Consider the following 20,811-nt stretch of genomic DNA (forward strand, 5'->3'; position numbering starts at 1 on the left):
CGTCACCCTTGCCGCCGTAGAGGTGGTCGTTGCCGGCCCCGCCGTGGATGGTGTCGTTGCCCTTGCCACCGTAGACGGTGTCGTCACCCTTGCCGCCGTTGAGGTGGTCATTGCCGGCCCCGCCGTGGATGGTGTCGTTGCCCTTGCCGCCGTAGACGGTGTCGTCACCCTTGCCGCCGTAGAGGTGGTCGTTGCCGGCCCCGCCGTGGATGGTGTCGTTGCCCTTGCCGCCGTAGACGGTGTCGTCACCCTTGCCGCCGTAGAGGTGGTCATTGCCGGCCCCGCCGTGGATGGTGTCGTTGCCCTTGCCGCCGTAGACGGTGTCGTCACCCTTGCCGCCATAGAGGTGGTCGTTGCCGGCCCCGCCGTAGAGGGTGTCGTTTCCACCGCCACCGTAGATGGTGTCGTTTCCACCGCCACCGTAGATGGTGTCGTTGCCATCGCCACCGTAGATGGTGTCGTTGCCAGGGGTTCCGAAGATCTTAGCCATGTCCGTTACTCCATCAATTGTGGGACGGTGCCTCGCCGCCCAACGGTTTCTCTATGGATCGCACAGTTTTTTCTGCGATATGTGAGACTTGATCCGGAGGGTTCCCCGTCGAAGTCCACTTTGTTTTATGATGATGTCGGGGCGGATACCGTGATGAAGATCACAATGGACCGCACGGTGACTGAGCGGAGGATCACCCCTGGCCCACAAGCGTGTCGCCGGAAGGAGCCTCGGCCTCTTGCCGCCGGTACCATCCGGGTGCCCCGCCTTCAGCGCCGCTCAGAGGAGCTCTTTCCATCAGTCCGGTCGACGGACGCCCAGTTGATGCATGTCGCGCCGCACGATCACCGCAAGAGAGCCATGCATCGCCGTCGTCGCCTCACCCCGTCTGCCTAAGTCCTGGCACCGGATATGAACTTCTACTTCAATCAAATCGTCCTCGACTGCAATATTACATCAGAAAACTGCATCGTGGCGAGACTTTGGCCGATAGAATGCGTTGTTTATTTATTGTCAATTTTACATTTGTTGTGAGAAATACAAAACATAACGCCTGAAGAAGCCGGCGCCAGATCACTCTTCAGCCAACCTCCACTTCGCTCCGGAACCGCGCCCGATGTCTCGGCTCAGTATCGACCGTCTATCGAAACTTTCACGAGAGTTGCGATAAAGCTTCGGTTAAACGCGTGTTTCTCGTTGCGCCTGCCGCTCGGCCGATGCGCCAGTATCTTGGTAGTCCGCTCCGCTGCCGGCCCGAACCGACCCACTCGCCCTCGCCTCGGAAGCCTTCTGGCGCGGCGGACATGACAATCTCTCCGGACCCGCAATTCGGGTCGTCTTCCCGTTCCGTAGCCTTGCCCGCCCGTCCCGTTTTCCATTCAGGACGGGTCCTGATCGGAGCTGGGGATCGGCCCGGAGGCAGCCCGGCATGTCGAAAGGCGGCGTCGCCTCGGGGACGAGCGTCCGACCGCCGGTTCGAAGCAGGTCGCCATCACGCATGGCCCGATGCCACGGCCGCCGCGTGGCTTGGCCGGCGCCGCCGATTGACAGCAGGGCGCGGGCTGCGCGCAGCCGGGGCGGGCGCCACGGCCGCCCTCCCGACCGTGCCCTCTCCAGAAAGGCGCGGGCGGCCCGGATGACCGGACCGCCCGCTCAGAGGGCCTTCCACCGCGCCCTAGCCGCATCCCCGCCTCGTCGCCGGACGATGTCAGGCGCTCTCCTTCACGATGTGCATCGGCGGATGGTGCGCCGCCGTGCGGCCGGGACCGGTATCGGCCCGCGCGCTCTTCACCTCGCCGCCTGACTGCCCCCGAATCTTGCGGAGCACCTCGTCCTTGGTCCCGAAAGCCGTAACCTGGCCGGCCTCGATCGTCAGCATCAGGTCGACAGCAGTCAGTGCACTCATCCGGTGGGCCACGATGATGACGATGCCGCCGCGGGCCCGGACGCTGAGAATCGCTCGGGTCAAGGCGGCGTCTCCCTCGCCGTCGAGGTTGGCGTTCGGTTCATCGAGGACGAGGAGGAAAGGCGAGCCGAACAGGGCGCGGGCGAGGCCGATGCGCTGCCGCTGGCCGCCAGACAGGCCCGTACCGCCGTCGCCCAGAACCGTTTCATAGCCCTCCGGCAGACTTTCGATCAGCTGGTGGACCCCCGCCTGTCGCGCGGCCTCTTCGATTTCAGCGCGGTCCGCGTGGGGCGCGAAGCGGGCGATGTTCTCCGCCACCGTGCCGGCGAAGAGCGAGACCTCCTGCGGAAGGTATCCGACGTGGCGTCCGAAATCCGCGGCCTGCCACTGGGAGATCGGCACGGTGTCGAGCCAGACCGTTCCTCGGGCCAGAGGAAGGATGCCGACGAGCGCTCGGACCAGGGTCGACTTGCCAGATCCGCTCGGCCCGGTGACGGCGAGCGCCTGCCCCGCCTTCAGGCTGAACCGCACCTCCTTCACCGTGAGGCGCGTGCTGCCGGGGGGGGCGACACTCACGCCCTCCACCTTGAGCACCTGCATGGGCGCCGGCAGGATGGAGACGGGCCGCGCAGCCGACGCCTTGGTGATCGTGTCGCCGAGCCGGCTCCAGCTCTGCTGCGCGGCGATGACACCTTTCCAGTTCGCGATCGTCGCATCGAGCGGCGCCAAGGCGCGGCCGAGCAGGATCGACGAGGCGATGATGATGCCGGGCGAACTCTGGCCGCGGATCACCAGATAGGCGCCGAGCGCCAGGACACCCGACTGCAGCGCCATACGGGCCGCCTTCGAGACAGCGCTCGAAGCGCCCGCGACGTCACTCATGCGCTGCTGCGCCAGGAGGTATTGGGAGTGGGCATCGTGCCACCGGGCCGCGAAGTGGCCCTGCATGCCCATGGCGATCAGGACATCGGCGTTGCGGCAACTGGCCTCCGTCACGCTGCTCCGGCGCTGCCCGTGCTCGGTCGCGACTTTCGACGGGCCGCGCGTGAGGCGGTCCGCGACGAGGGTGATCACGACGAGGAGGAGCGCTCCCGAGACGGTGGCGAAGCCGATCAGGGGATGAAACAGGAAGCAGATGATGAAGTAGAGCGGCATCCAGGGCAGGTCGCAGAGTGCCGTTGGTGCCGAGCCTCCGAGGAAGCCGCGCACCTGATCGAGATCCCGCAGCGGCATCTGGCTGTTGGTGGCGGCCCCGCTCTCCAGAGGACCGCGCACGAGCGCGTCGAAGACGCGGGGGCTGAGGCATTCATCGAGGACGGCACCGATCCGGCTCAGGATGCGGCCCCTGAGCGCCTCGAGGGCGCTCTGGAACGCGTAGAGCATCAGAGCCAGGAGGACGAGACCGATGAGGGACGGCACCGACCGGCTCGGGAGAATACGGTCAGAGATCAGCAACATGAAGAACGAGGCTGTCAGATACAGGATGTTGAGGAGGCCGCTGGTGACGATGAGGCTGGCCAGGGCCGAGCGGCAGCTCGACAGTGCCGCGCCGAGTTCGACGGAAGCCGGTTTCATCGCACATCATCCCTCTGCTGGATCGTTTGGCCGAAGAAGCCCGGCAAGGCCCCGGGCCGGAGATTCCGAGAGCGAGCGGCCAGCCGGGCCCGGATGGCTAAATCTGCAATCGACAGGGCCGAGAAGCCGCGAGCAGGCTCACACAGGGAGCGTTCGAGCGTGCTGGGCCGGACAACGTGTGCGCCTGACCAGCCTCATCCAGCTGTGCTCAAGCGGCCATCGGGCACTTGGCGGCTGAACGCGTCGCCTTCCGGTCCGCGCGCCGAACGAGCAATTGCTCGGGCCGGCGTTTCTTGGCCCTCTCGAACAGCGCGTAGGTGCGATTCACGTAATTCGTGACGCCGCTGATATCGTCGATGTAGCGCTGCACCTGCGGCGTGATCTCCGCCTCCACGAGGCGCGTCGCCTTCGAGGGATCAAGTGTGTCGAAGCGTACGTAGAACCAGGGCTGGCCGCGGCGCAGGATCAGGTTCTTCGACGTATCGTGCCACTCGAAGGCCCACATCAAAGGACGCGGCCAGATGTGGACCGGGAAGCGGCCGCTGATCAGCGTCCCTGGAAGTGGGTCGGCTTGATAGTCGAGAAACGGCGGCAGTTGGTTGATGTAGGCAACCTCGTCCGAGAGGAAGAGGTAGGGCGTGATGATCTGCAGGATGGGCCGCTTTGGGTGGCGCCACTCGGCCGGGCTCACGATGCTCACCATCTGGCCGATGTGCTTGGGGCGGATCGTGCTGCGGGCGCCGTCGACATTCTCCAGGACCGGGGCACGGCCCTCCTCCAGGTTGATGCGCAGATGGAGGTCGACGGGGCATCGGATCACGATGTGACGGGCATCGAAATCGACCGCTGCCGGGCAGCCTTGGACTGATTTGGCCGACGCTGGCCGGCCGAGGTCTCGCCGAAACGGCTCCGGGTCGTCCCAGATGAGGGCCGCCTTGGTATCGGTGATGGTCCAGCCCACTTCGGTGACCCGCTTGGACGACTGAGCCTGGAGTCTCTTCTTCAGGAATTCGAACATGATCCGTCTCCTCGGGAAGGCTTCGGCGACCTCATCGTGGCGACGGGCTCGCGTCAGCTGCGTTTCTTGAGACCGATATGAGCCGGCAGTCCCGCGGCGGACTGTGATCGGGATCACGTCGGCTCCGCCGGTCTCCCGCGACCGATGTGTCGCGGCTCTGCGGGGCTGTGCGGACGAGGAACCCCGATCCCGGCCGCCAGCAACGGCAGGCGGCTGCGCGATCCGGTCGGCCTGGCGAATCGGCCGTCGCTCCGCACGGGAGTTCCGATCCTCCCTGGCGGTGAGGGCGGCCTGCCCGCCGAACCGGTCTGACCGTCACCGCCGGATGCGCGCGTCCCGGCGCCTGTCCGACGCACCGGATCGGTGATCTCGCTCACAGTCGCCGATCCGGGAGGGTGGAACATTCAGGGCCAGAACAGGAGCAGGTGAACTGCACCTGAGGCCGCCGGATCCCCTCGAGAGGCCGCGTGCCGCCACCGCACAAGGAACCCGAGCGATGGAAGTCGAAATCCTCGAACGTCCCGCGTCCCTCAAAGTCTGGCACGAAGGAGCGGCCCGCTTCCTCTCAAGGCATCCCGAGCAGTTCGACAGCCTGCGCGAAGCGATCGCTGCGGCGGCTGCCGTCCTGACTCATCCCGATCGGCAACCCTGGATCGTCACCGCAGATGGTGACCTGCTGCCACCGAATTGGATCCGCGGGAGCCTCAAGCAGGCCGGTCCTGGCAGTCGCGAAGCCCGCAGTTCGTCGCGCGGCAAGGCCGCCGGATGTTTCGTCGCGTCGCCCGGGCGATGCCGAGAAATCCGCCTCGGATGCGCCTGAGAACATCAAGCTGGGAATCCTGGAAAGCGAGCCGATCATGCTAGCGTCACGCGTCTTCGCCTGCCTCCTTGCGACGAATCTGTGGTCGATGCGAGCAGGTGCCGATTCTCTCCAACTGCAGCTTCCGCTCGCCTGCGATCCGGGCCGAACCTGCTTTGTCCAGTACTATGTAGATCGTGACCCCGGTCCCGAGGCTCGCGACTTCGCCGGCGGTTCGCAGACCTACGATCGGCATGACGGAACGGACTTTCGCCTTCCTTCCTCTGTCGCCGCGGCCGGACCGCTCGGAGCCGTGCGGGCGGCAGCTGCCGGCACGGTACTCCGAATCCGTACGGACGCGCCCGACGTCTCGGTTCGCGCGACTGGGATGGCGAAGGTGGCCGGCGTCGAATGCGGAAACGGTCTCGTCATCGCGCATGCGGGTTCATACGAGACCCAATATTGCCACCTGGCCCAGGGCAGTGTGACGGTGCGACCCGGCCAAGCCGTGGCGGCCGGCCAAGTCATCGGTCATGTCGGCCTCTCCGGCGCAACGGAGTTTCCACATCTCCATTTTACCGTTCGCCGCGCTGATCGGCCGGTTGATCCCTTCGCGATCGACGGTTCAGCTCATCCCGGCCGCCAAGCGAGCCTCTGGGATGAAGCGGCCCGTGCAAGCCTTCGCTACCGGACCGGGTCGGTCCTCAATTCCGGCTTCTCCGACGGCCCGGTGACGATGGCCGCCGTCGAGGCCGAGACTGCCAGTCCCCTCCGCGCTCGCGCCGAGACACTGGTCGCCTGGGTCCGGGCGATCAGCCTTGAGGCCGGCGACGTACAACGTCTCGTCGTCCGCGGTCCGGACGGACGGATCCTCGTTGAGAACCAGTTGCCGCCCCTCGCCAATCCGCGCGCACAATCTCTGGTCTTCACAGGGAGGCGGCGTCCGGCCGAGGGCTTTCGCGCGGGGACCTACGAGGCGACCTTCGAGGTGGTACGCGGCGGCCGGGTGGTCATCGGGCACCGCTTCGTCGGGACGCTGCCGTAGCGCGTTGCCGGGATCGACCTCGATCCGCTGCGTGACCTTGCTCACGGACCCGCGGCACGGGCGTGCGACAACATCTCATCCAGTCGAGACCGCCCCACACCCGCAACGCCGGTCAGCCGCGCACCCGCCCGTCGCGTCGGGACGTCGTGCCCACCTCACACCCCAGGAGGGGACAGGATGCCCACCGCCATTCCGATGCGCGTCGCACCAGAGCACGCGTCGCCGCCCCTCGGTCATGCGTCCCGGGCGGCGATCCGACGACAGGTCCGCTTCACCGCCCTGTTGGTTACGACGCTCGTCGGCGGCGTCGGCGGGTGGGCGAGCTTCACGCAGATCGGCGGCGCGGTCATCGCGTCCGGAAGGCTCGTGGTCGAGAGCGACGTGAAGAAGGTCCAGCATCCGATCGGCGGGATCGTCGGCGAGTTGCGCGTGCGCGAAGGCGAGCACGTCAGGGCCGGCGACATCTTGGTGCGGCTGGACGAGACGCAGCCACGGGCGATCCTCGACACCGTTCTCCGCGCGATGGATGCGCTCGCCGCCAAGCGGACGCGCGAGGAGGCTGAGCGCGATGGCGACATCGCCCTCAACTTTCCCTCCGATCTCCAGGCCCGAGCGTCCTCGGACGACGCGGTCGCCCGCCTCATCGACAGCGAGACCCGCCTGTTCCTGGCGCGCAGCAAGGCACGGCAGGGCCGCAAGGCCCAGCTGCGCGAACGCGTCGCCCAGCTCAGTCAGGAGATCGCCGGGATCAACGATCAGATGGCCGCGAAGACGCGGGAGGTCTCCGCTGTGGACCAGGAACTGAAGGGCATCCGTGAGCTTTGGCTGAAGAACCTGATCCAGCTTCCCCGCCTGACGTCCCTCGAGCGCGAAGCTGCGAGGCTCGACGGTGACCGCGGCAGATTTGCCGCCTCGATCGCGCAGACCAAGGGCAAGATCAACGAGGTCGAACTGCAGATCATGCAGGTCGACGAGGACATGCGGAACGAGGTGAGCAAGGACCTGACCGACATTCGGAGCAAATGGTCGGAATATGAGGAGAAGCGGACGGCCGCCCTCGATCAGCTGCGGCGAACCGATCTTCGGGCGCCACAGGATGGCGTCGTACATCAGATGACGGTGCACACGGTGGGCGGCCTCGTGACCCCGAACGAACCCGCGATGCTGATTGTCCCCGAGGCAGACGAACTCGCTGTCGAAGTGCGGGTGGACCCGAAGGATATTGACCACGTGCAGATCGATCAGCTCGCGACTCTGCGCTTCTCGGCGCTCAATCAGCGCACAACGCCGGAGATCAGCGGGCTCGTGGATCGCGTAGCGGCGGACGTGACGCAGGACCCGAAGTCGGGTCTGAGCTTCTACAAGGCGCGTATCCGGGTCTCCGATGCCGAGCGCGCGCGCTTGGGCGAGATCCGTCTCGTGCCGGGCATGCCGGTCGACGCCTTTCTCAAGACCGGTGACCGCACGGTGCTGTCTTATCTGACGAAGCCGCTGATGGATCAGATCAGCAAAGCTTGGCGGGATCGATGAGTGGCCGTCGTCGGTTGCTTTGGGACCAACTGGCTCGCTCAGGAACGGAGGCTCTGGTCGGAAGCCGCCCGTCCGCTTGCGCGGCGGGGTCCTCCGAAGCGGACGAACCGCTTCCAGCCACAGCCTCGGTCATCGCGCAGGCCCGCGTGAGTGTCTCAGAGGGGTGGAAAGCTGCTGGTCCGCTCTCGGCGTCATATCGCTGAAAGCGGACCTCGCAGCTCAAGCTCACGACCCGGCATACTGTCCCTCAGTGACCTGCTCCATCCAAGTCACCGCTTGGCCGTCGAGGCGCTCCTGGATTGCGATGTGCGTCATCGCCGTGGTCGCGGTGGCCCCGTGCCAATGCTTCTCGTTTGGCTCGAACCAGACGACATCGCCCGGTGCGATTTCCTGGATCGGACCGCCCTCACGCTGAACCCATCCGCGTCCGAACGTGACGATCAGCGTCTGGCCGAGCGGGTGCGTGTGCCAAGCCGTCCGCGCGCCCGGCTCGAAGGTCACGCTCGCCATCGCGACGCGGGCGGGTTCAGGGGCGCTGTGGAGCGGATCGATCCGTACCGTGCCGGTGAACCACTCAGACGGCCCCGCGCCCGAGGGCTGACTTCCACCGCGCTTGATGTCCATGCGATCCATCCTCCGTCGGTTCCAGTAACGCGCGTCAGAGCGACCAGCCACCGTCGACCGAGATCGATGCGCCCGTGACGAACGCACCGAGATCCGAACACATCCACAGGACGGCCTCGGCGATCTCCTCGGGCTTGCCCAGCCGTCCGACCGGCTCAAGGTCGATCGCCTTCTGCATGTCGCCGCCGGTGAAGCGATCCATCATTGGCGTCTCGATGTTCCCGGGAAGGACGGCATTCACCCGGATGTTCGCCTTCGCATAATCCAAGGCGGCCGACTTGGTGAGGCCGATCAGGGCGTGCTTGGAGGCGGCGTAGCTCGCGCCGCCCGCTACGCCCCTGATGCCGGCACCGGACGAGGTGTTGACCACCACGCCGCTGCCCTGGCGCAGCATCTGCGCGATCTCGTGCTTCATGCACACGAATGTGCCGCGCAGGTTGATGCCGAGGATGCGGTCCCATTCGTTGAGGTCAATCTCGTGGACGGGAGCGGCCCTGTTCTCAACGCCGGCGTTGTTGAAGGCGCAGTCGACGTGGCCAAACCGCTCGACGGTTTTAGCGACCGCTGCCTCGACGTCATCCGGCACCGATACGTCGCACCGGATCGCAAGCGCCTCGCCGCCCTCCGCTTCGATCTCGGCGCGGAACTGACCGAGCGCAGCCTCGGTACGGTCGGTGATCGCCACCCGCGCGCCTTCCCGCGCGAACGCAATGGCAGCGGCGCGGCCAATGCCGCTGGCCGCGCCCGTGATGAAGGCAACTTTCCCGGTGAAACGGCGCATGTCTCGATCTCTCGGCTGACCTCGATGGGCCAGACGTAGACATTGCGCTGGTCGCCGATCAGCCGTTTGTTCCTCAACGGAACGATGAGCGATGCTCATCGTCGGACGGGCCGGCCTCTACAATCCGAGCGGCTTCGCCTCGCGGATCAGGTCGATGAGGAGCCGCAGTCCCGTCGGCAGTTGGCGACGACCGGGATAGTAGAGATGGAAGCCGGGTCCCAGAGGGGCCCACTCCGCCAGGACGACGCGGAGCTCGCGGCGGGCAACCGAGGTTCCGACACAAGCCTCCGGGAGATAGGCAAGACCGCCGCCTGCTGCCGCGAGCGACAGGGCAAACTGCGTGTTGTCGAGCGTCACTGCGCCTGGGACGTCGAGCGCGATGGCCTCGTCCGCCCTCTCGAACTCCCACTGGTAGAGGCTCTCGTCGCCAATGCGGATGCGCAAGCATCGATGAGCCGCGAGGTCGCCCGGATGATCGGGCGTACCGTGCAGATCGAGATAGGCTGGAGCGCCGACCACGACCCAGCGCAGATCGGCAGACAGGCGCTGGGCCACCATGTCCTGAGGGACGGTTCCACCATAACGTATGCCTGCATCGGCTCCTGCCTCCACGACATCGAGCAGATCGTTGGACACCCGCACGTCAATCTCGATCTTCGGGTGGCGCTCGTGAAATAGGGGCAGTACGGGGGCGAGCAGCAACGTGCTCGCATGTTCGAGCACGTTGAGGCGGATCCGCCCGGTCGCCTTCGTTGGTTCGCGGTGCTGGTTGAGCACGTCGAGCGCGGAGCCAATCGCCGCGAATGGCGCGTCCAGCGACGCCAGCAGATCTTCCCCTGCCGCAGTGAGTGTGACGCTGCGGCTGGTGCGGTTGAGGAGGCGGACGCCGAGGCGCGCCTCCATCGCCTTGAGCGCGTGGCTGAGCGCGGAGGCGCTGACGCCCAGCTCCAGCCCCGCGCGCCGGAAGCTGCGATGGCGCGCGATGGCGAGGAAGGTCCCGAGATCTGCCAGGTCAGCTCGCTTGATCCGCATCAGGCCAGTGGAATGTCTGCTTGCGGGAAAGCAATCCGTATCGCGTCATGACCGCGTCGGGTCGAGGGCCGAAGGTCCTATCTCATGCAAAAGGCCGCGCCGCTGGACCGGACGGACAGGGACGGCAACGACGTTCCCGAGGCACGGACGCAGCGCATCCGCGCGAAGATCGCCGCTCTGCGCCGACAGATGGCCTTCCTGCGCGAGTTGCAGGAGCCCGTGGAGGCCGCGGACGACGGACAGGTCTCACTCACCGGACCGGACGCCCGCTCGATGGCGACGAGCGGGCGCGGCATCGGCATCGTCGGCTACAACGTCGAGATCGCCGTCGATCCCGAGCATCATCTCGTCGTAGCCCATGACGTCGTCAACGAGGGCCACGACCGGACCCAGCTCGTGCCGGTGGGCGGTCGGGGCAGGCAGGCCTTCGATGCGGGGGAGGTCGTGGTCCTGGCCGATCGAACGCTGAAAGCTTGGATAGGCACTACGCCTTTCCTGACGAGGGGCCACAAGGGCGTGAGAACCGAGATGAGCCTCGCGATCCTCGCCGACAACGTGAAGCGGATGATCTGCCTCTTCGGCGCAACCTGGCTCATCCCGGCCATTCGAGCCTGAAGCGGCTCACCGCGCCGCCGTCATCATCCTGATGATCGGCGTTGGCGTCCACGATCAACGCGTTTTGACACGGCCTTGGACGGAACCGGCCGTCTAACCCCGAGCCGTGCACGTTCGACATCGGCTCGGCCGCATACCGCAAAACCGGTTCGCGTGTTTGACGGGTCCCCAGGAACCGCCGGCTACGCGCAGCGCCGGCCAATCTGTTGATGGTATGGCGCGCTCGGCTGCGCACGTCCCCTTGTAGCCCCCAATTTGTCCGCAACCGGAGCGGCGGATCAGGCGATGGAGTGACGGGCACCGACAGCCACGGCAGGCTTCGCGAATGGGTCTTCGGCGGCGTCACCCGGGACCTGCTGGCCGGAGCGCCCATCTGCTGCCCGATGAGCCATTGATGTGCGTCATCGGGCAGGCAACCATGGTCCGCACGGCCCTCCTGCCGCTCGCCATGGTCGCAGCGAGCGCGTCGGCCACCCGCGCGAACACCGGAGCCGGCTCGCCCGACGCGACGCCCCCGCGCATGCTACTGCCACGACCCGCGCCGGTGAGGGGCAGCACGGCGGTCCCGCCGCCATGCGCCACCTCGCATGCCCGATGGATCAGTGGGCCATGAGGACCGGAATGCGCGCGTGCTCGACCATATGCCGGGTGACGCCCCCGAGCAGGAACTCGCGCACCCGGCTGTGGGTGTAGGCGCCCAGGGCCAGCATGGAGGCGCCCTGCCGCTTGGCTTCGGCCAGGATCGCCTCGCCGACCGAGATCCCGTCATGGACTGGCAGGGTGACGGCCTCGGCCACGACGCCGTGCCATTGCAGGTAGCCGCAGAGGTCGGCGGCCCGGGTCTCGTCGAAGCGTTCGGTCCTGGCATGCACGACCGTGACCCGCGTGGCCTCGTGCAGCAGCGCGATGGATTGCCCGATCAGGCGCGTCGCCTCCAGGCTGCCGTTCCAGGCGATCACGACGTGGTCGAGCAGGTCATAGGGTACGGTGTCGCCGATCATCAGCGTCGGCCGGCCTACCGAGAACAGGGCCGTGTCGAGCGCCCGGCCGGTAAACGGGACCTTCGGGTCGGGCCGGTCGACGATCACGAGGTCGTTGACCCGGCCCGCGAGCGTCAGCAGGGGCTCGACCTCGCCGGAGAGCTCGGTCCAGGTCGCGAAGGTGGTGTCCAGCCGGCCGTTCGCGGATGCGAACGGCACCCCCTCGCGCTCACACCACGCCTGAACGGCAGCCTTGCCGTCGGCCGCCGCCTCGCGGACGCCCTGCTCGATGGCCTCGACGGTCGTGCCGTCCACGGGCGCGAGGCTCGCCATGCCGGCGAGCACGTGCTCCGGGCCCGGCGCCATGAAGGCGACGCCGATATGCGCGTGCAGGCGCCGGCCTAGCCGCAGCGCGGCGTCCAGCCGACGGGTGGCGTCGATGCCGGGGCCGGTGGGGACGAGAAGGCAGCGGAGGTACATTGGGGTTCTCCCTCAGCGTTCCAGCGATTTCAGGTAGGCGATCAGGTCTTGGGCTTGGTCCGGGTCGAACCGGAACTCCGGCATGCTCGGGTGACCGGTACGGATGCCCTCGGTAAGCGCCTCGGCGAGATCTTCGACGGGGTAGCGCGTGTGCAGTTCGCGGAAGGGCGGCGCGGCCCGCAGCGGACTGTCGCCGACGCGGCCGACCGCGTGGCATCGCGCGCAATTGGTCCGCGCGATGGTCTCGCCTTGTCGCACATGCCGGTCCCAGGCCGACGCGGGCGCGGCGGGAAGGACGAGTTCAAGCGCCAGAACGCCGGTGAGGAGGATGGCAGCTTGGCGCATCAGTGGCTCATCAGGCAGCAAACGGGGGCCGCTTGCAGGATGCGACGCGTGACACCGCCGAAGACCCACTCGCGCAGGCGGCTGTGGCCGTAGGCGCCCATCACGATGAGATCTGCATCCTCGCGTCCGGCGAAGTGGAGAATCTCGTCGGCGGTGTCGATCTCCGGCTTGCGGAGCAGGTGGGTCGTGGCTTTGAGCCCGTGCCCGGACAGGTACTCGGCCGCGCCCTCGGCGCCCACGTTCTGCGCGTCCGGCCCCACGGCCACCACGCAAACCTGCTCGGGATGTCCCAGGACCGGCAGGGCGTCGTGAAGGGCGCGGCGTGCCTCCGGCGTGTCCTTCCAAGCCACCACGACCCGCTTGGCTGCGAGGTGCTCGATGCCCGGTGGGACCACCAGCACGGGACGCCCCACCTCCATCAGCAGGCCCCCGGTGGAGGCCGCCATCGGACCAGGGTCACCGTCCGCAGGCCCCTGCCGGCCGACGACCACGAGGTCGGCGGTGCGCGCCTGCGCACCGAGGTAAGCCAACGGATCGGTGGGTGCGGAGCGCCAGCCCGTCTTGGGCGCCTGCCCGGCCTCGCGCTCGAAAAGGGCCTTGGCCTCCGCGAGCTGCTCGTCGGTCAGGCGCTCCTCGAGGGTCCAGACACGCTCGACCTCCAGCATGTCGCCGACCGGCATGGGTCCGAGGACCGGGCGTGCGGCGACGCCGGTCAGCTTGGCCCCGAACCGTGCCGCGAGGCCGGCCGCCAGCTGGACCCGGTCCGCCGCCGCGGCCCCGAGGTCGACCGAGACCATGATGTTTGAGATCCGCATGACCGCCTCTCGTGCCCGGGCCTGCCGCCCTGGTTGAGGCACCGTCGCCCGCGCCTGCGGCCTTGACCTTGATCCATCTCAACGGAACCGGGTCCAACCCGACCGGGGCGAGTTCTTCGGGTCGCGGCGGGAGGCGGTCTCCGGACTGGTTGATCGAGCGCAATGCCGGCCCTTGCCGGATGGGACCATGAGGTTCGGCATGGAGGTCTCATGCCGCCCGCAATCGCGACCCTGGCTTCGGCTGTGCCCGGCCTCCGGCAAAAGCGCCACCGGCTCGCGACGCCGCAGACGCTCCTGGCGTTCATCAAGGATGCGAGCGGGTTCCATCAGCTTGCGCTGGTGGTGATGGCCATCGTCCTGTTCGTGGCGGACCTGGCGCCCCTTGAGCTGCAGCGGCGCATCGTCAACGCTGCTGTCCCGGGCGGGAACGCCCGGGCCATTGTCCTGCTTGCGCTGCTCTACATCACGGCCGCCGCCGCAATGGGTGCCCTGAAGCTCGGGCTCAACCTGTACCGCAGCTACCTCGGCGAGAGCGCCGTTCGCCGGCTCCGCAAGACACTGCTGGATGACCTTGGGAGCTTGGCTCCGGAAGACCGTGCCGAGGTCGAGGGTGTGGAGGTCTCGCTCGTCCTGGCGGAGGCGGAGCCGGTCGGCGCCTTCGTCGGGGTGAGCGTGTCGGAACCGGTCCTGCAGGGCGGCATCGTCGCGGGAACGTTCGGGTACATGCTGTACCTCGACCCGCTGATGGCGGCCCTCGCGCTGGCGGTCTTCGCGCCCCAAGCGGCCTTCGTGCCGCTGATGCAGCGGGCGATCAATCGGCGTGTCGTCCAGCGGACGGGAACGTTGCGCAGCATCAGTGGCGGCATCATCGGCCAGGGGCGGCACGAGCCATCGAGGCTACAGACGGCGCGGATCGACCGGGTATTCCGGCTCAACATGGGCATCTTCAAGCTGAAGTTCTCGATGAACTTCCTGATGAACCTGATGCACCATTCCGGCGTGGCGTTGACCTTGGGTCTGGGCGGCTACCTCGTCGTGCACGGCGCAACCGAACTCGGGACCGTCGTCGCCTTCGTCGCGGGGCTGAAGCAGCTCAACGACCCGTGGGGCGGATTGGTCGACTGGTTCCGCGAGTTGCGCGTCACCCAGGCGAAGTACGGCCTGCTCCGACAGGCCCTGGACGGCTTCTCGCGTCAGGTCGCCTAAGACGGCGTTCCGTCAAGAAGGTCGCCGCCCCGGTGCTTGGCCGGGGTGCGTTACCGGGCTCGGCGTGGAATCCGGAGCCGCAAATTACGGTACGAGTACCGCCGCACCCTGGAGAGCGCCGGACCGGTGGGCCGCGACCGCCTCGTTGGCTCGGGCCAGCGGGTAAGCGCGCGTGTGCGTGACGATGCCGGCACGCGGGACAATCTCGAAGAAGCTGCGGGCATCCTCGCGGGTCAGGTTTGCCACTGAGAGCACGGCGCGCTCGCCCCAGAGCAGGTCGTAGGGGAAGGCGGGAATGTCGCTCATGTGGATGCCGCCGCAGACGACGCGTCCGCCCTTGCGCACCGCCTTCAGGGCGGCAGGCACGAGACGGCCGTCCGGGGCGAAGATCAGGGCGACGTCCAGCGGCTCGGGCGGCGCCTCGTCCGAACCGCCGGCCCACGCAGCGCCGAGCGCGCGCGCGAAGTCCTGAGCCTCGCGGTCCCCCGGTCGCGTCAGCGCGAACACGCGTCGGCCCTGCCAGCGGCAGACCTGAGCGACGATGTGGGCAGCCGCCCCGAAACCGTAGAGCCCGACGGTGCCGGCCGCGCCGGCCATCCGCAGGGTTCGCCAGCCGATCAGTCCGGCACAGAGGAGCGGCGCGGTCGCGACCGGGTCCAGGCCGGCGTCGAGCGGGATGGTGAAGGCGGCCTCTGCCAGAACATGGGTCGCGAACCCGCCGTCGCGCGTGCAGCCGGTGAAGCCCGGGGCGTCGCAGAGGTTCTCGCGATCCGTCTGGCAGTAGGGGCAGCGGCCGCAGGCGTGCCCGAGCCAGGGCACGCCGACCCTCGTGCCGGGCGCTGGGCTCGTTACGCCCGCGCCGACCGCCTCGACGATGCCGACCACCTCATGGCCCGGCACGATGGGGTAGACCGTCTGCGGGAGTTCGCCGTCAATGACGTGAAGGTCGGTGCGGCACACCGCGCAGGCCTCGACCCGGATGCGAACCTCTCCCGGAGGGGGTTCCGGATCCGGCCGTTCCTCCGGAACGAGGCGCGCGCCGACCTCGCGCAGGACCATCGCCAGCATCGGACCGACCTCACGCGAGCGTCAGGCGGTCCTCGACGGCCCGCACGCCGGGCGCCGACCATGCGGCCCGCTCGGCCAGTTCGCGCTCGCTCCAGAGGTCGACGCAGCCGTCCAGGGTCACCGTGTCGCCGTCCACGTGCACCCGGATCGTGTCCGGGTCCCGGGCGCTGCGCCTCAGAGCCGCGATGATCCTGTCCTTGACCTCGGCGGGTTGGACCGGCGGCTTCACGGCGATGAGGTTGACGATGTCGGTGACCCCGGCCAAGCGCCGCAATGCCTTATCGACTGCCGCCTTCTGGTGGTAGTGCGGCACGCAGCCTTCGAGCGTGACGCAGCCCTTCTCGACCTTGAGGGAGACCGAGCGCTCCGGGATCTGCACGTCCCATTCCAGCACCCGGGCGCACCGCTCGGCCAGGGCCTCGTCGCCAACGCTTGGATTCGTCGGGTAGCGGACCTCGATCCGCTCGACCACGGCCCGCACGCCGCGAACCCGGAGCGCGACGCGCTCGGCGATGCTCTTCTCGGCGTAGTTCCGAACATGCCCCGTCAGGGTCACGATGCCGTTCTCGACGGTGACGCCGATCTGCGCCGCGTCGATCATCGGGGCATATGCCAGCTCGTCGAGCACATGCTGGTGCACGTTCCTGTCGTCCATCGCCCGTCTCCTTGATGTTGCGGGAGGATTCAGAGCGCGAGCCAGAGCAGCGCGGGCGTCACCATCGCGGCTCCGATGGCGAGCGCCAGCGCCTGCAGGCTGCCGATGGACCGGTAGCGTGCCGCGTCCGTGACGACCCGGGGACCGGCATCGTTCTTCGGCGCCAGCATGACCGGCACCCGCCCGCGGCGTACCGTCGTGATGAAGGTGGTTCGAAGCACCAGGGCCATCGTTCGCTCCCGTCTTGCTGACCGGACAGATCCTGCCGACAGATGCCGAAGCCGCTTTGATCCACCTCAACGCCACGGGCCTCGGCCGCCTGCACGGTCTCCCGGCATCCGCAACCGGGAGACCGACATGGACGTGAGGCGCGAGCCGGAGAAACTCCGCGAGGAACGCCGCGACGGCGACGCAGCGGATGGCAGGCACGACTTGGCCTTCGTGCCGGGCCCCCTCGGACCCGAAAGCCTCGGGCGTATCGATGCCTATTGGCGCGCGGCCAACTACCTGTCGGTCGGCCAGATCTACCTCATGGCCAACCCGCTCCTGCGCGAGCCGCTGAAGCCGGAGCACGTCAAGCCGCGGCTTCTCGGGCACTGGGGCACGACGCCGGGCCTCAACTTCATCTACGCGCACCTGAACCGGGTCATCCGGCAGCGGGACCTCGACATGATCGCGGTCTGGGGACCGGGCCACGGCGCCCCGGGGCTCGTGGCCAACGCCTACCTGGAGGGCACCTACAGCGAGATCTACCCGGACGTGGCCCGAGACCTCGACGGTATGGCGCGCCTGTTCCGGCAATTCTCGTTTCCCGGCGGCATACCCAGCCACGCCTCGCCCGAGCTTCCCGGCTCGATCCACGAGGGCGGGGAACTCGGCTACTCTCTGGCGCACGCCTTCGGCGCCGCCCTCGACAACCCGGGCCTGACCGTCGCCTGCATCGTCGGGGACGGCGAGGCCGAGACGGGGCCGCTCGCCGCCGCATGGCACGCGAACAAGTTCCTCGATCCGCGCCATGACGGCACGGTCCTGCCGATCCTGCACCTCAACGGCTGGAAGATCGCCAACCCGACCCTCCTCGCCCGCATACCGGAAGCCGAGCTGCGCAGCCTCCTCGTCGGCTACGGCTACGAGCCGACCTTCGTCACGGGCGACGAGCCGGCCCGGATGCACCAAGCCATGGCCACGGCCCTCGATGCGGCTTTCGATTCGATCGCGGAGATCCGTAAGAGCGCCGCTTCCGGCGAGGCCGGCCGACCGCGGTGGCCCATGATCGTGCTGCGCAGCCCCAAGGGCTGGACGGGACCGGAATGGGTGGACGGCAACCCGGTCGAGGGCACGTGGCGTTCGCACCAAGTGCCCGTGGCGGCCGTGCGGGAGAACGCGGAGCACCGCGCGATCCTGGAAGCCTGGATGCGCTCCTATCGCCCGGAGGAGCTGTTCACCGCAGACGGCTCGCTCATGCCCAACCTCGCTGCGCTGCCTCCCAAGGGACCGCGGCGCATCTCGGCCAATCCGCACGCCAACGCGCACACGAGCGCGCCCTTGCGTCTGCCGGACCTGAGCCGCGTGGCCGTCGCGGTACCGGAGCCGGGCCGCACCAGTGCGGAGGCCACCCGCGCGCTCGGGAGGTACCTGCGGGAGGTCCTGACCCTGAACGCGGAGGCTCGAAACTTCCGCATCATGGGGCCGGACGAGACCGCCTCGAACCGCCTCGACGCGGTGTTCGACGTGACGGGCCGCGCCTGGCAGGAGGAGATCCTGCCGGGCGACGACCACCTCCGGCGCGACGGCCGGGTCATGGAGGTGCTGAGCGAGCACCTCTGCGAGGGCTGGCTCGAAGGCTATGTGCTCACCGGACGGCACGGCCTGTTCGCGACCTACGAGGCCTTCGCGCATGTCGTGGATTCGATGGTGAACCAGCACGCCAAGTGGCTGAAATCCTCGCGTGACCTGCCCTGGCGCCGACCGGTACCGTCCCTGAACATCCTGCTCTCGTCCCATGTCTGGCGACAGGACCACAACGGCTTCAGCCACCAGGATCCGGGCTTCATCGACTTCGTGGCGAACAAGCGTGGCGACACGGCGCGGATCTATCTGCCGCCGGACGCCAACACCCTTCTGTGCGTCACGGACCATTGCCTGCGCACCTATGATCGCATCAACGTCGTCGTGGCCGGCAAGCAGCCGGCCCTGCAATGGCTGACTCTGGACGAGGCTCTTCGCCACTGCGCGGCCGGCGTCGGGATCTGGGACTGGGCCTCGAACGAGGGCGACGCGGAACCGGACGTCGTGATGGCCTGCGCGGGCGACGTTCCGACCCAGGAGACCCTCGCCGCGGTGGACTGGCTGCGCCGGCATGTCCCGGACCTCAAAATCCGGGTGGTGAACGTGGTCGACCTGATGACGCTGCCTGCACCCGAGACGCACCCGCACGGGCTCGACGACCCGACCTTCGACAGCCTGTTCACGCGCGACCGTCCGGTGGTGTTCGCCTATCACGGCTATCCGTGGCTCATTCACCGGCTGACCTACAAGCGGACGAACCACGGCAACTTCCACGTCCACGGCTTCATCGAGGAGGGCACGACGACGACACCCTTCGACATGTGCGTGCTGAACCGGCTCGACCGGTTCCACCTCGCACAGGCTGCCCTGCGGGCCGCACCGCATCTGGGAGCCCGGGGCGAGCACGCCGAGGAGGCGCTCCGGGACGCGCTCGCTGCCCACCGCGCGTATGTCCGCCGGACCGGCGACGACCTGCCGGAGGTGCGGGACTGGGCTTGGCCGGAACGGCACGCGCTCGAGGACCACAGCCGCCGGATCGAGGGCGACATCATGCAGTGCGGGCCGGTCGAAGCGGACGAGACCGGACAGGCCGGGACCTCGATGGCCTGACGATCATCGCTGAGGACGGACGGTGACCGGCGTCCTGGACGCCGGCGCCTTCCGCCTCCGCGGTGTCCTCGTCCGGACTCGCGCGGACGGGCCGACATCGATCGACAGCCTCGCCTCGCATGACCAGCGTCCCTCGGCAGCCAACCGCGCAGCCGTCGCCGGCGGGCTGTTCCCGCGACGCCCCTCAATGCCGTCTGCAACCCGGCGCTGCATCGTCTCGGGAGACATGCGCCCTGTGGGGCGGGGATCGAGGAGCGGGAAGGTCGCATCGTCGGCGAACGCCGATTGAGAGGCGCAGATCCTTGTCGGTCCTGGCGTCCTTCCTCAGGGCGTCTCATCGGTTCGTGCCGGAGCGTCGAGCTGCCGCATGATCCTGCGCGGTCTAGACGGAGGAGCCTTGATCCGGGGCAATGCCGGCGGGTTGCTCGGCCCGGGCGAGTGCCGCGCACCGATCCATCTCCGTACGCAGGCGGGGGATGGTCGTCTCGATGCCCGCCGACTTCAGATCGGTCAGGATGCGTTCGATCAGGGACTCGTCGTCGGCCAGGATGGCGGATTCGGTGAAGGCGTTCACGTAGGCCTCCGCCGGCTGGCCGGTCAGGCGCATCCGCTCGCAGGCCCAGGTGGCCAGGTGGCGGTTGCGGCGATTGCGGGCGTGAAACCGCGCTTCCTCCTCTCGGACGAAGCGGAGTTCGGCAGCCCGCTCGCGTTCTTCGAATGTCGTGGTCATGGAAATCCCCTCCTGAGCCCTGTGCCGGACCGTGCCGGGTGCGGATCGGCCATCCTCCGGCCGGCTACGGCGGCCGGCCTTGACGCAAATCAAGCGCATGCGCGTTGCTCGGCTCCCCCTCACCGGATTGCCGCGCCGGCCTCGAGACGCTCGAGCGCCGCCTCACTCTGTGGGTCGCGGCTTGGATCGATGCCGGCATCGACCCGCATAGGCTCCTGCCAGCCTCGGCCCCTCATGGGACCCGCGACAGGCTTGCGCTGGATCAAGGGATTTGCCGCGGCGATGGGGCATCCAGGGCCTTTGAGGAGGCCGCAATGGCAGGATCAGCCAACGAGCCAAACCCGTTCGACCCGTTCGGTCTCGCCGCCGCGATGAACGAATGGTGCTGCCTGCTGAAGGCAGCGCAGGAGCTTCGGGACGTCGACCAGGAGATGATGGAGACGATGATGGCGGCCGATGACCCGGCCCCCGCCGCTCTGTCCCCTGAAGCCGCCACGAAGCTCCGCAGCATCGCCAAGATGATGCGAAGCCTCGACCTTGATCCCGACGCCGTCCGGCAGCGGCACCCGGAAGCCATGCGGCAGCTTGAAGCTGCGTGCCTCGGCTGCCAGAACCGCAGTCGCTGCGCACGCGAGCTGTGGGCCGGGACTGCAGGCGTCACCCACCCGGATTTCTGCCCGAACGCCGCACGCCTCGACCAGTTGCGCCATGCTTGAGCCG

The 20,811-nt window shown here is 68.0% G+C and carries 20 protein-coding genes and 1 pseudogene; 8 read left to right on the forward strand and 13 right to left on the reverse strand.

Annotated features, from left to right (window positions below; translation table 11 throughout):
- The 3 genes from CIW48_RS34605 to CIW48_RS24470 all read right to left on the reverse strand — a co-directional run.
- Positions 1-490, reverse strand: a 490-nt coding sequence (locus tag CIW48_RS34605; protein ID WP_149313076.1) for a calcium-binding protein, incomplete at its 3' end; no start/stop codon positions are given.
- Positions 491-1,697: 1,207 nt separating this feature from the next.
- Positions 1,698-3,470, reverse strand: a complete 1,773-nt coding sequence (locus CIW48_RS24465) for a type I secretion system permease/ATPase (protein ID WP_149313077.1) — start codon at positions 3,468-3,470, stop codon at positions 1,698-1,700.
- A gap of 208 nt (positions 3,471-3,678) precedes the next feature.
- Complete coding sequence (locus CIW48_RS24470) at positions 3,679-4,488, reverse strand: hypothetical protein (protein WP_149313078.1); 810 nt, start codon at positions 4,486-4,488, stop codon at positions 3,679-3,681.
- Positions 4,489-4,984: 496 nt separating this feature from the next.
- Here CIW48_RS24470 and CIW48_RS34250 point away from each other — a divergent pair, with 496 nt between their 5' ends.
- The 3 genes from CIW48_RS34250 (at position 4,985) to CIW48_RS24485 (ending at position 7,862) form a co-directional block, all read left to right on the forward strand.
- The gene (locus CIW48_RS34250) at positions 4,985-5,308 is read left to right on the forward strand and encodes a hypothetical protein (protein ID WP_246695404.1); all 324 of its coding nucleotides are present in this window, start codon (positions 4,985-4,987) and stop codon (positions 5,306-5,308) included.
- An 88-nt stretch (positions 5,309-5,396) separates the two neighbouring features.
- Positions 5,397-6,332, forward strand: coding sequence for a M23 family metallopeptidase (locus CIW48_RS24480; protein WP_246695405.1), 936 nt, complete (start codon positions 5,397-5,399; stop codon positions 6,330-6,332).
- Positions 6,333-6,509: 177 nt separating this feature from the next.
- Positions 6,510-7,862, forward strand: coding sequence for an HlyD family type I secretion periplasmic adaptor subunit (locus CIW48_RS24485; RefSeq protein WP_173009387.1), 1,353 nt, complete (start codon positions 6,510-6,512; stop codon positions 7,860-7,862).
- Positions 7,863-8,087: 225 nt separating this feature from the next.
- Here the strand turns inward: CIW48_RS24485 and CIW48_RS24490 are convergent, their stop codons facing one another.
- From CIW48_RS24490 to CIW48_RS24500, 3 genes are all read right to left on the reverse strand, one after another.
- Positions 8,088-8,486: a cupin domain-containing protein gene (locus tag CIW48_RS24490; protein ID WP_149313080.1), complete on the reverse strand. Its 399-nt coding sequence runs from the start codon at positions 8,484-8,486 to the stop codon at positions 8,088-8,090.
- A gap of 34 nt (positions 8,487-8,520) precedes the next feature.
- A complete protein-coding gene (locus CIW48_RS24495; RefSeq protein ID WP_149313081.1) occupies positions 8,521-9,267 on the reverse strand; it encodes a glucose 1-dehydrogenase in 747 nt (248 codons plus the stop codon).
- A gap of 117 nt (positions 9,268-9,384) precedes the next feature.
- A complete protein-coding gene (locus tag CIW48_RS24500) occupies positions 9,385-10,299 on the reverse strand; it encodes a LysR family transcriptional regulator (RefSeq protein ID WP_149313082.1) in 915 nt (304 codons plus the stop codon).
- Between the two features lie 84 nt (positions 10,300-10,383).
- Between CIW48_RS24500 and CIW48_RS24505 the strand changes: the two genes are divergently transcribed.
- Positions 10,384-10,914 carry a hypothetical protein gene (locus CIW48_RS24505; RefSeq protein WP_149313083.1) on the forward strand — a complete coding sequence of 177 codons (531 nt, stop codon included), beginning with the start codon at positions 10,384-10,386 and terminating at the stop codon, positions 10,912-10,914.
- Between the two features lie 308 nt (positions 10,915-11,222).
- Positions 11,223-11,309 (forward strand): annotated as a pseudogene (locus CIW48_RS34255) (universal stress protein); the annotation flags it as partial.
- Between the two features lie 204 nt (positions 11,310-11,513).
- On the opposite strand, the gene CIW48_RS24515 reads toward CIW48_RS34255, so the two are convergent.
- From CIW48_RS24515 to CIW48_RS24525, 3 genes are read right to left on the reverse strand one after another with little or no spacing between them, the layout of a single operon-like run.
- Entirely contained in the window at positions 11,514-12,374 is an 861-nt protein-coding gene (locus tag CIW48_RS24515) for a universal stress protein (RefSeq protein WP_149313084.1), read from the reverse strand.
- A gap of 12 nt (positions 12,375-12,386) precedes the next feature.
- Positions 12,387-12,719, reverse strand: a complete 333-nt coding sequence (locus tag CIW48_RS24520) for a cytochrome c (RefSeq protein ID WP_149313085.1) — start codon at positions 12,717-12,719, stop codon at positions 12,387-12,389.
- On the reverse strand, positions 12,719-13,534 hold the full coding sequence (locus CIW48_RS24525) for a universal stress protein (RefSeq protein WP_149313086.1): 816 nt from the start codon (positions 13,532-13,534) through the stop codon (positions 12,719-12,721). The genes CIW48_RS24520 and CIW48_RS24525 overlap by 1 nt, the downstream gene beginning before the upstream one ends.
- A gap of 210 nt (positions 13,535-13,744) precedes the next feature.
- On the opposite strand from CIW48_RS24525, the gene CIW48_RS24530 reads away from it, so the two are divergent.
- Entirely contained in the window at positions 13,745-14,740 is a 996-nt protein-coding gene (locus tag CIW48_RS24530) for an ABC transporter ATP-binding protein (protein WP_149313087.1), read from the forward strand.
- 84 nt (positions 14,741-14,824) lie between these two features.
- On the opposite strand, the gene CIW48_RS24535 is transcribed toward CIW48_RS24530, so the two are convergent.
- From CIW48_RS24535 to CIW48_RS24545, 3 genes are read right to left on the reverse strand one after another with little or no spacing between them, the layout of a single operon-like run.
- Complete coding sequence (locus tag CIW48_RS24535; protein ID WP_149313088.1) at positions 14,825-15,808, reverse strand: zinc-dependent alcohol dehydrogenase family protein; 984 nt, start codon at positions 15,806-15,808, stop codon at positions 14,825-14,827.
- Between the two features lie 10 nt (positions 15,809-15,818).
- Positions 15,819-16,463, reverse strand: coding sequence for a BON domain-containing protein (locus tag CIW48_RS24540; protein WP_149313089.1), 645 nt, complete (start codon positions 16,461-16,463; stop codon positions 15,819-15,821).
- A gap of 29 nt (positions 16,464-16,492) precedes the next feature.
- Complete coding sequence (locus CIW48_RS24545; RefSeq protein WP_091788331.1) at positions 16,493-16,693, reverse strand: hypothetical protein; 201 nt, start codon at positions 16,691-16,693, stop codon at positions 16,493-16,495.
- A gap of 127 nt (positions 16,694-16,820) precedes the next feature.
- On the opposite strand from CIW48_RS24545, the gene CIW48_RS24550 reads away from it, so the two are divergent.
- Complete coding sequence (locus tag CIW48_RS24550; protein WP_149313090.1) at positions 16,821-19,361, forward strand: phosphoketolase family protein; 2,541 nt, start codon at positions 16,821-16,823, stop codon at positions 19,359-19,361.
- Between the two features lie 382 nt (positions 19,362-19,743).
- On the opposite strand, the gene CIW48_RS24555 is transcribed toward CIW48_RS24550, so the two are convergent.
- Positions 19,744-20,091 (reverse strand): DUF1476 domain-containing protein, encoded by a 348-nt coding sequence (locus CIW48_RS24555; RefSeq protein WP_149313091.1) that lies wholly within the window; start codon positions 20,089-20,091, stop codon positions 19,744-19,746.
- 314 nt (positions 20,092-20,405) lie between these two features.
- On the opposite strand from CIW48_RS24555, the gene CIW48_RS24560 reads away from it, so the two are divergent.
- Positions 20,406-20,807: a DUF6455 family protein gene (locus CIW48_RS24560; protein ID WP_091788340.1), complete on the forward strand. Its 402-nt coding sequence runs from the start codon at positions 20,406-20,408 to the stop codon at positions 20,805-20,807.
- Positions 20,808-20,811 lie beyond the last annotated feature (4 nt).

Source organism: Methylobacterium sp. P1-11, from assembly GCF_008329595.1.
In the GTDB taxonomy this organism is placed as follows: Bacteria; Pseudomonadota; Alphaproteobacteria; order Rhizobiales; family Beijerinckiaceae; genus Methylobacterium.